General features: G+C 68.9%; 13 protein-coding genes. 7 read left to right on the top strand and 6 right to left on the bottom strand.

Annotated features, from left to right (window positions below; genetic code table 11):
• The first annotated feature begins 100 nt into the window (after nt 1–100).
• The 4 genes from lptB to GO308_RS10040 all read left to right on the top strand — a co-directional run bounded on the left by lptB (nt 101) and on the right by GO308_RS10040 (nt 3192).
• On the top strand, nt 101–880 hold the full coding sequence (gene lptB / locus GO308_RS10055; protein ID WP_066483570.1) for an LPS export ABC transporter ATP-binding protein: 780 nt from the start codon (nt 101–103) through the stop codon (nt 878–880).
• Nucleotides 881–983: 103 nt separating this feature from the next.
• Nucleotides 984–2525: an RNA polymerase factor sigma-54 gene (rpoN, locus tag GO308_RS10050; RefSeq protein ID WP_066550852.1), complete on the top strand. Its 1542-nt coding sequence runs from the start codon at nt 984–986 to the stop codon at nt 2523–2525.
• 58 nt (nt 2526–2583) lie between these two features.
• Nucleotides 2584–2697, top strand: coding sequence for an entericidin A/B family lipoprotein (locus tag GO308_RS10045; protein WP_066483573.1), 114 nt, complete (start codon nt 2584–2586; stop codon nt 2695–2697).
• Nucleotides 2698–2820: 123 nt separating this feature from the next.
• Nucleotides 2821–3192 carry a hypothetical protein gene (locus GO308_RS10040; RefSeq protein WP_156437863.1) on the top strand — a complete coding sequence of 124 codons (372 nt, stop codon included), beginning with the start codon at nt 2821–2823 and terminating at the stop codon, nt 3190–3192.
• Between the two features lie 8 nt (nt 3193–3200).
• Here the strand turns inward: GO308_RS10040 and GO308_RS10035 are convergent, their stop codons facing one another.
• Nucleotides 3201–4193, bottom strand: coding sequence for a ligase-associated DNA damage response exonuclease (locus GO308_RS10035; protein WP_066550858.1), 993 nt, complete (start codon nt 4191–4193; stop codon nt 3201–3203).
• 29 nt (nt 4194–4222) lie between these two features.
• Between GO308_RS10035 and GO308_RS10030 the strand changes: the two genes are divergently transcribed.
• From GO308_RS10030 to pdeM, 3 genes are all read left to right on the top strand, one after another.
• Complete coding sequence (locus GO308_RS10030) at nt 4223–6676, top strand: ligase-associated DNA damage response DEXH box helicase (RefSeq protein WP_276616539.1); 2454 nt, start codon at nt 4223–4225, stop codon at nt 6674–6676.
• Nucleotides 6677–6727: 51 nt separating this feature from the next.
• Complete coding sequence (locus GO308_RS10025; RefSeq protein ID WP_066483581.1) at nt 6728–7738, top strand: aspartyl protease family protein; 1011 nt, start codon at nt 6728–6730, stop codon at nt 7736–7738.
• Between the two features lie 62 nt (nt 7739–7800).
• Entirely contained in the window at nt 7801–8463 is a 663-nt protein-coding gene (gene pdeM, locus GO308_RS10020) for a ligase-associated DNA damage response endonuclease PdeM (RefSeq protein ID WP_240885363.1), read from the top strand.
• A gap of 12 nt (nt 8464–8475) precedes the next feature.
• On the opposite strand, the gene GO308_RS10015 is transcribed toward pdeM, so the two are convergent.
• The 5 genes from GO308_RS10015 to GO308_RS09995 all read right to left on the bottom strand — a co-directional run bounded on the left by GO308_RS10015 (nt 8476) and on the right by GO308_RS09995 (nt 13395).
• A complete protein-coding gene (locus tag GO308_RS10015; protein ID WP_240885362.1) occupies nt 8476–9219 on the bottom strand; it encodes a head GIN domain-containing protein in 744 nt (247 codons plus the stop codon).
• A gap of 118 nt (nt 9220–9337) precedes the next feature.
• Nucleotides 9338–9871, bottom strand: coding sequence for a CarD family transcriptional regulator (locus GO308_RS10010; protein ID WP_066483588.1), 534 nt, complete (start codon nt 9869–9871; stop codon nt 9338–9340).
• 271 nt (nt 9872–10142) lie between these two features.
• A complete protein-coding gene (fdxA, locus tag GO308_RS10005; protein ID WP_066483589.1) occupies nt 10143–10484 on the bottom strand; it encodes a ferredoxin FdxA in 342 nt (113 codons plus the stop codon).
• A 36-nt stretch (nt 10485–10520) separates the two neighbouring features.
• Nucleotides 10521–10826, bottom strand: coding sequence for a S4 domain-containing protein (locus tag GO308_RS10000; protein ID WP_231726035.1), 306 nt, complete (start codon nt 10824–10826; stop codon nt 10521–10523).
• Nucleotides 10819–13395, bottom strand: a complete 2577-nt coding sequence (locus GO308_RS09995) for a helicase-related protein (RefSeq protein ID WP_240885361.1) — start codon at nt 13393–13395, stop codon at nt 10819–10821. Before GO308_RS09995 ends, GO308_RS10000 begins: the two co-directional genes overlap by 8 nt.
• Nucleotides 13396–13445: the final 50 nt, after the last annotated feature.

The raw sequence follows: 13445 nt of genomic DNA, 5'->3' as shown, positions 1-13445 counted from the left end.
CGGTGCCAAAGTGCCAGACAGGCCTTTCCCGGCAAGGGAATATGAGGCAGGAATCATGCCAGTCCGGTAAGGGGCACCGCAACGGTGACGGAGCAGGCCGATGAATGAAGTAGCGACCCTCGCCGAACCGGCCGTGTCCCCGCCGCCGAGCGACGGCGGAGTCGGCCTGTCGGTGGTGTCGATCGCCAAGGCGTACGACAAGCGCAGCGTGCTGTCCGACGTGTCGCTGACCGTCGGGCGGGGCGAGGTGATCGGCCTGCTCGGCCCGAACGGCGCGGGCAAGACGACCTGCTTCTATTCGGTGATGGGGCTGGTGAAGCCCGATTCGGGCCGCATCATGCTGGACGGCGAGGATATCACCGCGCTGCCCATGTATCGCCGCGCGATCCTGGGTCTGGGCTATCTGCCCCAGGAAACCTCGATTTTTCGTGGGCTCAGCGTCGAAAAGAACATCCTGGCGGTGCTTGAGCTGTCCGAACCGGATCCGCATGTCCGCCGCGCGCGCCTCGACACCCTGCTCGACGAATTCGGCCTGACGCGGCTGCGTGATTCGGCCGCCATGGCACTGTCTGGCGGCGAACGGCGGCGTGCCGAAATTGCGCGCGCGCTGGCCGCCAATCCGACGATCATCCTGCTCGACGAGCCCTTCGCCGGCATCGATCCCATCTCGATCTCCGACATTCGCGACCTGGTGTGCCAGCTCAAGCGGCGCGGGATCGGCGTGCTCATCACCGATCACAATGTCCGTGAGACGCTCGACATCGTCGATCGCGCCTACATCATCTACGACGGCCGCGTGCTGTTCACCGGATCGCCGGCAGAACTGGTCGCCGACGCCAATGTCCGCCGCCTTTATCTGGGCGAGGGCTTCTCGCTTTAGGCATGACCGCGTGCCCCATCTTGCGCGTTTCCGCTGCGCTGACCGGCATCGCGGCCCTGCATCGCGCGACCGGCGATGCCCGGCGCGCGGGCGATGACGTGACATGAGCCTCGCGCCGCGCCTCGACCTGCGCCAGTCGCAGTCGCTGGTGATGACGCCTCAGTTGCAGCAGGCGATTCGCCTGCTCGCGCTTTCCAACCTGGAAGTCGAAGCCTTCATCGCCGAGGAGATCGAGAAAAACCCCCTGCTCGAGGCCAATTCGCCGGGTGCGGGCGAGGAGGATGGCGGGCGCGACATCGGCGAGGGCGAGGGCGCGTTCGACCCCGACGATCCGCCGCGCGACGGGCCGGCCGACGCGGCCGAACTGCTGCAATCGGGCGGCGATGCGGGCGAGGCACAGCTCGATGTCGACTTTGCGGCCGACACCTTCCACCACGACAGCCCGTCGGATGCGATCGGCGGGCTGGACGGCGGACTGGGCCTCGCGGGCGGCGCAAGCGGGGGCGCGAGCGAGGACGGGCCGGATTTCGACAGTTTCGCCCAGTCCGACCTGAGCCTCGCCGATCATCTGCTGGCCCAGGCGGGCGCGGCGATCGCCGGGCCCGACCTGTTCATCGCCGCGCACCTGATCGACCAGATCGACGAGACCGGATATCTGACCGAGCCGTTGCTCGACATCGCCAACCGCCTGAGCGTGCCGCTGGCGCGGGTGGAGGCGGTGCTGGCCATCATCCAGACCTTCGACCCCACCGGGGTGGGCGCGCGCGACCTCGCCGAATGCCTCGCCCTGCAGGCGAAGGAGGCCGATCGCTATGATCCGTGCATGGCGCGGCTGATCGACAATCTCGACCTCGTCGCCCGCGGGCAACTCGCGCAATTGAAGCGCATCTGCGGCGTCGATGACGAGGACATGGCCGACATGATCCGCGAGCTGCGCAATTACGATCCCAAACCCGGGTGCCGTTATGGCGGCGAGCCAAGCCAGGCGGTCGTCCCGGACCTGTTCGTCGCGCGGCGTGGCGATGGCTGGGCGATCGAGATCAATTCGGCGACGCTGCCCCGCGTGCTGGTCAACCGCACCTACTATGCCGAGCTGTCGGGCACCGCGCGGCGCGACAAGGCGTCGCGGGCATGGCTCAGCGACTGCCTCGCCAGCGCCAACTGGCTGGTCAAGGCGCTCGACCAGCGCCAGCGCACGATCATCAAGGTCGCGACCGAGATCGTGAAGCAGCAGGAGGCGTTTTTTCTGCACGGCGTCGCGCATCTGCGCCCGCTGACCCTTGCCCGGGTGGCCGAAGCGATCGAGATGCACGAATCGACGGTCAGCCGCGTGACCAGCAACAAATATCTGAGCTGCGCGCGCGGGCTGTTCGAGCTCAAATATTTCTTCACCAGCGCGATCCAGTCCGCCGATGGCGGCGACGCGGTCTCGGCGGAGGCGGTCAAGAACGCGATCCGCAGCCTGATCGCGGCGGAGGACGCGAAAGCGATCCTGTCCGACGACACGCTCGTCGATCTGCTGCGCGGCAAGGGCTTCGATATTGCCCGGCGCACCGTCGCCAAATATCGTGAGGCGATGGGTATCGGCAGTTCGGTCCAGCGTCGCCGGCAAAAGGCGCTGCAGGGCGCGGGCCATTCCGCCTGACCCGTCCGGACCGGGGGGCGCATTTGTGAGAAACGGGAGCTTGACGATGGTGCGACGAATGATCCTGGTGCTGCTGGCGGTCAATTGCCTCGCCCTGTCGGCGTGCAATACGGTTCGTGGTGTGGGGCGCGATCTCGAATCGGCCGCCGACAGCGTCGATCGCGCGACCTGATCCCGCGCTGCGCGGATGCGAGTGCAGCGGGCAACGATCGGATTTTTTGCCGAATCTTGCGCCCGGGTTACGCTTTGCTAAGCTTTCACCCGCTAATCTACGGGAATGAACGGACATTTCTCAGTGGACGTTGACCCCGCGCGTCGCCTGATCAAGGTCAAAATGGGGGGATTCTTCTCGCTCGACGATGTGGCCGGCTATCATGACGCCGTGCACCGCGCGACCGCTCGCGCGGGCGGCCTGCCCAGCCAGCAGCGGATGATCTGCGACATCAGTGACATGCGGATCCAGACCCAGGATGTCGTCGACGCGTTTCGCCGCGTGATGGGCGATCCCAAATATCGTCAGCGCAAGGTCGGCTTCGTCGTCGCGTCTTCGCTCGCGCGGATGCAGCTGCTGCGCGTGATCGGCAGCCGCAACGCCCAGTGCTTCGCCACCGAAGCCGAGGCGGAGGACTGGGTCTTCCAGGTCGAGGACAGCGTCAGCGCCGCGTGATCGCGGCGTCAGTCGTCCTCGTCCTCGAAACCGTTCAGTTCGAGCGCGCGAGCCCGAATCTGGCGCGTCATGCACCAATGGACCAGCGCCTCCTCGCGGCCATGGGTCACCCATAGCTCGCGTGGACGCACCTCCTCGATCGTGCGGGTCAGCTCGTCCCAATCGGCATGGTCGGACAGGATGATCGGCAGCTCGACATTACGCTGGCGCGCACGCCCGCGCACCCGCATCCACCCCGACGCCATCGCCGTGACCGGATCGGGCAGGCGGCGCGACCAGCGATCGTTGAGCGCGCCGGGCGGGCACATCACGATACGGCCGCGCAGTTCGCGGCCTGGCACCCCCGTCGCCGCGCGCAGCTCGCCCAGGTCGACGCCATGCGCGACGTACAGGTCGCATAATCGCTGCAGCGCGCCGTGAAGATAGATGGGGTCGTCGAACCCCATGTCGCGCAGCTCGCGGATCACGCGCTGGGCCTTGCCGAGCGCATAGGCACCGACCAGCACGCAGCGTTCGGGCTCGGCGCGCAAGGCGACCAGCAGCTTGTCGAGCTCGTCGCGCGTTTCGGGGTGGCGGAACACCGGCAGGCCGAAGGTCGCTTCGGTGATGAAGACGTCGCACGGCACGACGCGGAACGGCGCACAGGTGGGATCGGGTCGCCGCTTATAGTCGCCCGAGACGACGACGCGCTCGCCGCGATGTTCGAGCACGATCTGCGCGCTGCCCAGCACATGGCCGGCGGGAACGAAGCTGATGCCGACCTCGCCCAGTCGCATGGGCGCGTCGTAATCGACCGGATGCCCCGCCTGGGGCCCATAGCGGACCCCCATGATCGCCAGCGTCTCGGCTGTCGCCCACACCGCGCCATGCCCGCCGCGGGCGTGGTCCGCGTGGCCGTGCGTGACCAGCGCGCGCGGTTTGGGCACCGACGGATCGACCCACGCGTCGGCGGCGGGGATGTAGATGCCTTCGGGCCGCGGAACGATCCAGTCGCCAAGCATCGGCGCGATATGGGGTCGCGATGCGCGCGATGCCACTATGTCCGCGTCGCCGTCCGCCCCATATAGCGCCCGTGGATCAATTGCTTCCCCCCGCACTGGCCGGCTGGTTCGCGGCAAAGGGCTGGACGCCGCGCCGGCATCAGCTCGACATGCTCACCGCCGCGCGCGCGGGCGATCATGCGCTGCTGGTCGCGCCGACCGGTGCGGGCAAGACGCTGGCGGGCTTCCTGCCGACGCTGTGCGAGCTGATCGAGCGGCCGGCCGAGGGTTTGCACACGCTCTATGTCTCGCCGCTGAAGGCGCTGGCGGTCGATGTCCAGCGCAACCTGCTGACCCCGATTGAAGAAATGGGCGTCGACATCCGCGTGGAGACGCGCACCGGCGACACGCCGTCGGATCGCAAGGCGCGGCAGCGCGCGCGGCCGCCCCAGATCCTGCTTACCACGCCCGAATCGCTCAGCCTGCTGATTTCCTATCCCGATGCCGCACCGCTTTTCGCCGGGTTGCGGACGATCGTGATCGACGAGGTCCATGCCTTTGCCACCGGCAAGCGCGGCGACCTGCTCGCGCTGGCGATGAGCCGGCTGCAGGCGCTCGCGCCCGCGCTGCGCCGGGTCGCGCTGTCCGCGACGGTCGCCGATGCCGACGGCTATCGCGCCTGGCTCGCCCCCGATGGCGATATCGACCGCGTGACGAAGGTGCTGGGGGAAGCGGGTGCCGCACCGGTGATCCACATCGCCCTGCCGCAGGACCGGGTCCCGTGGTCGGGCCATTCGGGCCGCTATGCCGCGCCGCAGGTGATGGCGGAGATCGAGACGCACCGGACCACGCTCGTCTTCTGCAACACGCGCGGGCTCGCCGAACTGATCTTCCAGGATTTGTGGAAGGCCAATGAGCTCAAGCTGCCGATCGGCATCCACCACGGCAGCCTGGCGCGCGAGGCGCGGCGCAAGGTCGAGCAGGCGATGGCCGACGGCAAGCTGCGTGCGCTGGTCGCGACCGCCAGCCTCGATCTCGGCGTCGACTGGGGCGATGTCGATTGCGTGATCCAGATGGGCGCGCCCAAGGGCTCGTCGCGCCTCCTGCAGCGTATCGGGCGCGCCAACCACCGGCTGGACGAGCCGTCGGAGGCGATCCTGGTGCCGGGCAACCGGTTCGAATATCTCGAGGCACGCGCCGCGCTCGACGCGGTGGAAGCGGGCGAGCTCGACCCCGACATCTTCCGCCCCGGCAGCCTCGACGTGCTCGCCCAGCACCTGATGGCGTGCGCGTGCGCGGAACCGTTCGCGGCGGACGCGATGCTGCGCGAGGTCCAGTCGGCACTGCCCTATTCGGCGCTCGATGCGGCAACCTTCGACCGGGTGCTCGGCTTCATCGCGGATGGCGGCTATGCGCTGAAGGCCTATGACCGCTTCAAGCGGCTGACACGCGGCCCCGACGGGCTGTGGCGGGTCAGCCACCCCAAGTTCGTTGCGCAACATCGCCTGAATGCCGGCATTATCGTCGACGCCCCGACGCTCGACGTCAGGTTCAGGAACGGGCGCAAGCTGGGCACGGTCGAGGAATATTTCGCGGCCACGCTGTCACCCGGTGACACCTTTTTCTTCTCGGGCATCAGCCTGGAGGTCGAGCGGATGGACACAACCGACCTGGTGGTGCGTGCCACCCACCGGCCGGCGCGCATCCCGACCTATGTCGGCGCGCGGATGCCGCTGTCGACCAATCTCGCGCGGCGGGTGCGCCACTTCCTGCACGATCCCGCCGAATGGGCGCGCTTTCCCCACGATGTCCGCGAATGGCTGGAGGTGCAGCAGCGCCGGTCGCGCCTGCCGGCGCCCGGGCAGCTGCTGGTCGAAACCTTCCCCCGCGAGGGGCGGCACTACATGGTCGCCTACAGCTTTGAAGGGTGGAACGCGCACCAGTCGCTCGGCATGCTGGTGACGCGGCGGATGGAGGCGCTGGGGCTGAAGCCGATCGGCTTCGTGTCTAATGATTACGCCCTGGCGTGCTACGGGCTGGAGCCGGTCACTGATCCCGCCGCCTTGTTCTCCCCGGACATTCTGGAACATGAGTTCGTCGAATGGGTGCAGGGATCGGCGCTGCTCAAGCGCGCGTTCCGCGAAGTCGCGGTGATCGGCGGGCTGGTCGAGCGGCAATTGCCGGGCAAGCGCAAGACCGGCAAGCAGGTGACCTTCTCGACCGACCTGATTTACGACGTGCTGCGCCGCTATGAGCCCGGGCATCTGCTGCTCGAGGCGGCCTGGGCGGATGCGCGGGCGCGAATGACCGACGTCGGGCGCCTTGCGGACCTGCTCGACCGCGCCGCCGACACGATGCTGCACGTCGATCTCGACCGGGTCAGCCCGCTCGCCGTGCCGGTGCTGGTGCTGATCGGGCGGGAAAGCGTGGCGCAGGCCAGCGTCGACGACGCGTTGCTGGTTGAGGCCGAAGCCCTGGCGACCGAGGCCATGCGCCTCGACTGACCGTGACGATCGTCGATTGCCGGGATGCCGGGTCGGGTATATGCTGCGTCCATGTTGCGGGGTCCATCACTGCTCGGTTTCGCGGCGCTGATCGCCGCCGCGCCGCTGCTCGCACGCTCGGACGTCCCGCAACAGCTGCCAACGCTCCCGCCCGCATCGCCGATCGACCCGGCGATCGATCCGGCAACCTCGATGGGATCGGTCGAGTTCGCGCATGTCGACAGCCGGATGACCGTGCCCGTATCGGTGTCGGGCAAGGGTCCGTTTCCCTTCTTCGTCGACACCGGGGCCGAACGCACGGTCATCTCGCGCCAGCTCGCCGAACAGCTTGGTCTGCCCGCCGGGCCGCGGGTCAATCTGACCGCGCTCGGCGGCACATCGAGCGTCGCGACGGTCGTCATTCCCGAGCTTGAGGTGACGCCGCTCGCCGCCAGCCGCAATATCGCGGCTCCGGCGCTGGAGGCGCAGCATCTGGGCGGATCGGGGCTGCTCGGCGTCGACGCGCTGGACGGCCGCGCGGTGACCATCGACTTCGACCGTGGCGAGATGCGGGTCCGCAAGGCCGAGGTCGCCCGTGCGCCGCGGCCCAAGCCGGACGAGATCATCGTCACCGCACGCAACAAGTTCGGCCAGCTGATCGTCACCAACGCGGCCTATCGCGAGCGGCGCATTCGCGTGATCGTCGATACGGGGGCGGCGGTCAGCGTCGGCAATCTGGCGCTGTATCGCCAGGTCGCGCGCACCCGCGTCGCGATCGGTCCGATGTCGTTCACCAGCGTCACGGGCGAGCATCTGGAGATTCCGGCCGCCACCGTCGACGAAGTGCGGATCGGCACGATGACGATGTCGGGCCTGCCGATCGCCTTTGCCGATCTCGCTCCGTTCGAGAAGCTCGGGCTGAAGGAAGAGCCGACGCTGCTGCTCGGCATGAACGCGCTACGCTATTTCCGGCGCGTCGACATCGACTTCTCCAATCGCCGCATCCAGTTCCTGCTACCGCGCTATCGCGCGCGACCCTCGTCGCTGCCGATCACCTATGACGCGCAGCCGTCGCGGATCTGACGCGCGCGCGGCGTTGCGTTTTCCCGATTGTCGGAACGCCGCCGGCGGGGCATAGCGGAGCCATGGTTCCCTTTTCGTTCGCTGGGCACGCCCTGGTCGCGGGTGCCGATGGTGCGCTGTTCTGGCCGCAACGCCGCGCGCTGCTCGTCGCCGATCTGCATTTTGAAAAGGCAAGCTGGTTTGCCGTGCATGGCCAGATGCTGCCCCCCTATGACAGCCTGGCGACGCTCGCCGCGCTCGAGGCGGCAGTGGCGCGGACGGGGGCGGTCGCGCTTTATTGCCTGGGCGACAGCTTTCATGACGCGGCCGGCAGCACGCGGCTGTGCGATGAAGCGCGCGCGCGGCTACGGGCGCTGACCGCCCGGGTCGACTGGCATTGGGTGACCGGCAACCATGATGCCGGGCTTGGCGATGCACTGGGCGGGCGGATCGTCGCCGAGGCGCGCGTCGACGGGCTGGTGCTGCGCCACGAAGCCGAGCCGGGGGAGGCCCAGCCCGAACTGTCGGGGCATTTCCATCCCAAGTTCCGGGTGACGGTGCGCGGACGCAGCGTCGCGCGGCGCTGCTTCGTCGCGACCCCGACCAAGCTGATCCTGCCGGCGTTCGGCGCACTGACCGGTGGGCTCGATGCGCGCCATCCCGAAATCTGTCGCGCGGTCGGCGGTCAGGCCGAGGCGCTGGTCGCGCTCGAGGACCGTCTGCTGCGCTTCCCGCTCGCCGCCTGACGGCGACCGCGATCAGCTGCCGCAGCGCGCCTCGCCCGACCCGATCTTGCTGACCGAACAGCGCGCCGCCGGGCCCAGATCGACATCACCCGATCCGAGCAGCGCGACCTTCGCATCGCCGACGACCGCCGCCGCGACGTTGCCCGCTCCGGCGATCGACACGTCGGCGCTGCTCGCCTTTAGCGCCCTGGCCTGGACATCGCCCGACCCGGCAAGCTCGACGGTCAGCGAGCGGACCTCCCCCGACGCGGCGATGCTGCCCGATCCGGCAATCGACAGGCGCGCCTTGTCCCCGCGGATCATGCCGATCGTCATGTCGCCGCTCCCCGCGATCGCGCCGGCGAAGTCGTTGGCGACGCGGTCGACGGTCATGTCGCCCGATCCGGCGATGGAGCCGGCACGCAGCACCGGCATCGAAATCGCGATGCGCGCCGCGCCGTCCTCGCTGTTCCAGCGGAAGCTGCCGTCGCGCTTGCGCGTGACGACGAGCTGTCCGTCCTCGAGCATAATCTTGAGCTGGTCGAGGATCTTCGGATCGCCGCTCGCGCGCACGCTGAACTCGCCGCCGGTCGTGATCTCGACATCGTCGACGCCGGCCAGCTCGACGCGGTCGAAGCCGGTGGCGGCAAAGCTGCGCTCGGCGCCGCTGCCGCTCGCCGCGATGGCGGGACGATTGTCGACGGCGGCGCGACGCTCGCCATCATCGCCGCTGCACGCCGCCAGCGGCAGTAGGATGATGAGACCAGACCAGTGCATATCGCCCTCCTGTGTATTGCAATACTAATACACTATTTGCGTGGGCGATCAACGCAAAAAGGGCGGGGGCGACCGTTACCGCCGCCCCCGCCCGGGATTTTGCCGACTTGTGCCGCGGTCAGGCCGCGACCTTGTCCTTGTTATGGATCGCCGCGGCCTTGCGCAGGATGTCGAGAATCTTCTCGAGCGCGCCCGGCTCGTCGAGCTCCTCCATCGCGGCAAGCTCGCGCGCCAGCCGGCTGGCGGCGGCCTCGAAAATCTGGCGCTCGGAATAGCTCTGCTCGGGCTGGTCGTCCGCGCGGAACAGGTCGCGGACCACTTCGGCGATCGACACCAGGTCGCCGGAATTGATCTTCGCCTCATATTCCTGCGCGCGGCGCGACCACATCGTCCGCTTGACCCGCGGCTTGCCCTTCAACGTGTCGAGCGCTTCCTTCAGCGTCTTGTCCGACGACAATTTGCGCATCCCCACGCTTTCCGCCTTGTTGGTCGGCACGCGGAGCGTCATCCGCTCCTTCTCGAAGCGCAGCACGTAGAGTTCGAGCTGCATGCCCGCGATTTCCTGTTTCTGCAGCTCAATGACACGGCCCACTCCGTGCTTGGGGTAAACGACATAATCGCCGACATCGAAGGACAGCGCCTTGACAGCCATGTGTGTGAAGCCTTTCCGTGAACAGACACCCGTGCGGCCAGACGAAACATCACGCCAGCGGGTGGCGGAGCCATTCGGGCCGGGGCAATTTCCAATCGTCTCCGGGCGACGCGGTCAATGACGACCGCATCGCGAGCCTTTTAACATAGTCGTAATAAAATTGCCAGCGTCTGTTGCGCGGCACCATGCGCACCGGCGCCGTGCCGGCGAGGCAGGACGCCGGGCATCCCGGCGCGCTGCGCCGCGATCGCGCGACGCCGTTCCGCCCTGATCAGTCGCCCGCGCCGGGTTCGGGGCTGAAATACTTCTCGAACTTGCCTTCCTGGCCCTTGTACTCGTCCGCGTCAGGGGGGGTCTGCCCGCGGTTGCTCGTCACGTTGGGCCATTGCGCCGAAAAGGTGGTGTTGACCTCAAGCCATTTTTCAAGCCCGCTTTCGGTGTCCGGCAGGATGGCTTCGGCCGGGCATTCGGGCTCGCACACGCCACAATCGATGCATTCGCTGGGATTGATGACCAGCATGTTCTCGCCCTCGTAGAAACAGTCTACCGGGCAAACCTCGACGCAGTCCATGTATTTGCAGCGGATGCAGGCGTCGGTGACGACGTAGGTCATGGGGCATTGGGCTCCAGCGAAGGGGTCGCCCTCCTGCTATGCGCGGGACTCGGCGGCGTCAATTGCCTTCGCCGACCCCGTCGACAGCTCCTCGTACAGTGCCGCCGCTTCTCCCGGTGGACCCCTGCGGGTCGGCAGCGCGGCGACGCGCAGCACGCGCACCCGGCCATGCTGTGGAAAGGCGATGATGCACCCCGCGCGCACCGGTGCGTGCGACCGGTCGATGCGCCGGCCGTCGATGCGCAGCGTTCCCGCCTCGGCAATGGTCTGGGCGGTGCTGCGCGACCGGGTCAGCCGCGCGAACCACAAAAAGCGGTCCAGCCGCATCGTTGGCTCAGTCATGTTGCCGCTTCCGTCGGTGCGCAGGCACCCGTGCGGGGACGGGTGCAAGGTCGGCCAGCGCGGCAAAGGCATTGCCGGGCCGCGGCGCAACCGACGTCGCGCGCGGACGCTGGCGACCCTGCCAGCGCCATTGTTGGGCCGGGGGTGCCTCCCCCGCGCCGGTCGCGACGGGCACCGGGCGAAAACCGAGCGTGGTCAGCAGTCGCGCGATCGTTGGCGGAGTCAGCCCGATCGAGGTCGCCAGCGCCAGGTCGGCAGCAAAGGGCTGGCGTCCGTCGCGCGCACCGTGCAGCGCGAGGGCAAGACGCTCGACCATGTCGATCCGCACCGCCTGGTCGCCGAAGCGGCGAAAGCCATGGCCGGGACGCGCGGCGGGATGGTCGCCCGGCAGCACGGTGGCCCCCGCCGGCGCGATCGCGTCGCCCGGGTCGTCGCGGCCGGACTCGCGTGCCGCCAGCAGCGCCAGGCGCCAGCGCGCGGCCGCGGGCTTGAGCAGGCGCGCGTCGAACAGGTCGATCGCGCCGAACGTCACGCCCGCGCGCCGCAGCCGTCGCCGCCCGGCCGCATCGAGTTGTGCGACGGCATCCGCCACCATGTCGCGCGCGACAAAGCCCGCCCCGTCGTCGAGCGCGGCGGCGATGCTGCGCTCGGCGGGCGTGGCTTCGGGATCGCTCAGGATGGCAGCGAGCGCCTCAAACAACGGCGTATGGCGCTTGAGCATGGCTGCGAGCCACGTCCGCAGCCGCACCGTGATCGCGGAGCGGGCGGGCGCGGCCAGCGTGTCGAGCGCGCGGTCGAGCCGCAATTGCGGCGCGCCGATCCGCTTGCCGGGACCAAGCATCGCGACCGGCGCGCCGTGCCAGCCGATCGCAGGCGCACCGCCGGGCACGGCCTGGAGCGCGAAGGCGTCATCGGTCGCGGCGGCCAGCGCCTCGGCACGACGCTGAAGCTCGCGCCCCAACCGCTTTTCGGCCGCCGATAGCAGCATGCGCTTGTCGGCGGCGCGCGCGTCCGGTGCGACGACGAAGCGAAACCCCTCCAGCCGTCCGATCGGCTGGTCCTCGACGCTGACCGCACCGTCGGGATCGACCGTGACAGGCAACGCGCCCGCGTCCGCGCCGATCTGGCGCAGCAGCACGGTGGTGCGGCGGTCGACGAACCGCTGGGTCAGCCGGTCGTGCAGCGTGTCGGACAGCCGCGTTTCGACCGCGCGGGTTCGCTCGGCCCAATACGCCGGATCGGCCAGCCAGTCGGCGCGGTGCGCGATATAGGCCCAGCTGCGTGCCGCCGCGATGCGGCCGGCGATCGTCTCGACATCGCCGTTCAGATGGTCGAGCCGCGCGATTTCCTCGGCGAACCATTCGTGCGGGACGTGCCCGCGCCCCTCGCTCAGGTGGCGGAACACCCGGCCGACGAAACGCGCATGCGGATCCGCCCCCAGCTTGCGGAAATCGGGCAGGCTGCACGCCGCCCAGAGTCGCGCGACCATCGCGGGCGACCGCACCCGCACGCGCACCCAATCCTCCTCCGCCAGTCGTTTCAGCACGGCCAGGTCGATCGCCTGCGGCGCGGCGCGCAGCACGCCGGCTGGCGGCCGCGCTTCGAGGCTCTCGATCAGCGCATCGATGCTGGCAAGGTCGGGCGCGCCGTCGCGCCAATAGAGATGCTCGAGCCGGGGGATTTCATGCGCCTCGATCGCCAGCACCTCCTCCGGCCGGAACGCGGCCGGACCTTCCTCGTGCAATGCGCCAAAGGTGCCGTCGCGCTGGTGCCGGCCGGCGCGCCCCGCAATCTGGGCCATTTCGGCGACGGTCAGACGGCGCTGCCGGTGCCCGTCGAACTTGGTCATGCTGGCAAAGGCGACATGGGCGACGTCCATGTTGAGCCCCATACCGATCGCGTCGGTGGCGACGAGGTAATCGACCTCGCCTGCCTGAAACATCGCGACCTGCGCATTGCGGGTCCGCGGCGACAGCGCCCCCATCACCACCGCCGCGCCGCCGCGCAGCCGGCGGATCGCCTCCGCAACCGCATAGACTTCCTCGGCGGAGAAGGCGACGATCGCGCTGCGCCGTGGCAGCCGCGACAATTTGCGCGCGCCGGCATAGCTGAGCGTCGAAAAGCGCGGGCGGCCGATGATTTCGGCCTCGGGCACCAGCGCCTTCAGCATCGGGCGCAGCGCGTCCGATCCCAGGATCATCGTCTCGTCGCGCCCGCGTGCGCGGAGCAGCCGGTCGGTGAACACGTGCCCGCGCTCCGGGTCGGCGCCCAGCTGCGCCTCGTCGATCGCGACGAAGCCCAGCTCGCGCTCCAGCGGCATGCTCTCGGCGGTGCACAGGAACCATCGCGCATCGGGCGGGACGATCTTTTCCTCGCCGGTGATTAGCGCCACCCGGCCGGCACCCTTGATCGCGACGACGCGCTCATAGACCTCGCGCGCGAGCAGGCGCAGCGGAAAGCCGATCATCCCGCTCGAATGGCCGCACAGCCGCTCGATCGCGAGGTGCGTCTTGCCGGTATTGGTCGGGCCCAGCACCGCGGTGACCGGGCGTTGCGCAAACTCGCTCATCGCCCGACCAACATCGTCGCGCCGGGGCGGGGGCGCAAGCGGGAAGGCGC

This window comes from Sphingomonas sp. SFZ2018-12 (assembly GCF_022496715.1).
GTDB lineage: Bacteria > Pseudomonadota > Alphaproteobacteria > Sphingomonadales > Sphingomonadaceae > Sphingomonas.
The sequence above is the reverse complement of the archived record's forward strand: the minus strand, read 5'-3'. Positions and strand labels throughout refer to the sequence as shown.

Excerpts from the sequence above, each read along its gene's own strand:
- lptB (WP_066483570.1), top strand. The coding sequence starts at position 101 with ATGAATGAAGTAGCGACCCTCGCCGAACCGGCCGTGTCCCCGCCGCCG.
- rpoN (WP_066550852.1), top strand. The coding sequence starts at position 984 with ATGAGCCTCGCGCCGCGCCTCGACCTGCGCCAGTCGCAGTCGCTGGTG.
- GO308_RS10045 (WP_066483573.1), top strand. The coding sequence starts at position 2,584 with ATGATCCTGGTGCTGCTGGCGGTCAATTGCCTCGCCCTGTCGGCGTGC.
- GO308_RS10035 (WP_066550858.1), bottom strand. The coding sequence starts at position 4,193 with ATGCTTGGCGACTGGATCGTTCCGCGGCCCGAAGGCATCTACATCCCC.
- GO308_RS10030 (WP_276616539.1), top strand. The coding sequence starts at position 4,223 with ATGCCACTATGTCCGCGTCGCCGTCCGCCCCATATAGCGCCCGTGGAT.
- GO308_RS10025 (WP_066483581.1), top strand. The coding sequence starts at position 6,728 with ATGTTGCGGGGTCCATCACTGCTCGGTTTCGCGGCGCTGATCGCCGCC.
- pdeM (WP_240885363.1), top strand. The coding sequence starts at position 7,801 with ATGGTTCCCTTTTCGTTCGCTGGGCACGCCCTGGTCGCGGGTGCCGAT.
- GO308_RS10015 (WP_240885362.1), bottom strand. The coding sequence starts at position 9,219 with ATGCACTGGTCTGGTCTCATCATCCTACTGCCGCTGGCGGCGTGCAGC.
- GO308_RS10010 (WP_066483588.1), bottom strand. The coding sequence starts at position 9,871 with ATGGCTGTCAAGGCGCTGTCCTTCGATGTCGGCGATTATGTCGTTTAC.
- fdxA (WP_066483589.1), bottom strand. The coding sequence starts at position 10,484 with ATGACCTACGTCGTCACCGACGCCTGCATCCGCTGCAAATACATGGAC.
- GO308_RS10000 (WP_231726035.1), bottom strand. The coding sequence starts at position 10,826 with ATGACTGAGCCAACGATGCGGCTGGACCGCTTTTTGTGGTTCGCGCGG.
- GO308_RS09995 (WP_240885361.1), bottom strand. The coding sequence starts at position 13,395 with ATGAGCGAGTTTGCGCAACGCCCGGTCACCGCGGTGCTGGGCCCGACC.